The organism is Streptomyces beijiangensis (genome assembly GCF_017315755.1).
Lineage (GTDB): Bacteria > Actinomycetota > Actinomycetes > Streptomycetales > Streptomycetaceae > Streptomyces > Streptomyces beijiangensis.
In genome coordinates this window covers 1-700 of the sequence record NZ_JAFLRJ010000798.1, presented here as the reverse complement: position 1 = coordinate 700, position 700 = coordinate 1, and the positions used below count along the sequence as shown (strand labels likewise).

General features: G+C 68.0%; 1 protein-coding gene. It reads left to right on the top strand.

The window, feature by feature from the left end:
• The first annotated feature begins 94 nt into the window (after positions 1–94).
• On the top strand, positions 95–571 hold the full coding sequence (locus J0695_RS39165) for a MarR family winged helix-turn-helix transcriptional regulator (RefSeq protein WP_206969622.1): 477 nt from the start codon (positions 95–97) through the stop codon (positions 569–571).
• Positions 572–700 lie beyond the last annotated feature (129 nt).

The following is a 700-nucleotide window of genomic DNA, read 5'->3' as shown; positions in this document are numbered from 1 at the left end:
GGCCGAGGGCACCGGGGCGGGTGCTGCAGACCAGTACGAGGATGCGCAGTCTTTTCGTTGACATGGAAACGAAGCTAACTGGTAAGTTGATTACATGTCAACGAGAGAGCCGGATGCCGCAACCCGCTGGCTCGGCCCCGAAGAGGAGCGCATCTGGCGGGCGTACCGCCGGATGGTGACCGCCGTGCAGGCCCGCACCGCTCAGGATCTGGCCGAACTGGGGCTGTCCGAACCGGACTACGAGGTGCTCAGCACCCTGTCCGAGCGCACCGGCAACACCAGCACCCTGCACGAGCAGGCCACCAAGATGCAGTGGTCCCGAAGCCGTCTGTCCCGCCACGCCACCCGCATGGAAGCGCGTGGACTCATCAGCCGCGCACCGGACCCGGCTGACGGCAGAGGCTGCTTCCTGGTCCTCACCGCGAAGGGGCTGGACACGCTCCGGCAAGCCGCTCCAGCCCATGTCGACTCCGTACGGCGCCACTTCGTCGACCGGCTCGATCCTGTGGATCTTGCGGCGCTCGGCCGTATCGCCGACAAAGTCGTCGGGCCCGCCGATTCGTTCGACTGATCAAGATGCCCGTCGGGGACGTCACCCCCGCCCGGCCACCCGCAGCCGCGCCGTGGCCACAGCCGTCACCAGCAGCAGAGCCGCGCTCACCAGCAACGCCTCCCGCATCCCGGACTCGAACCCACCCCG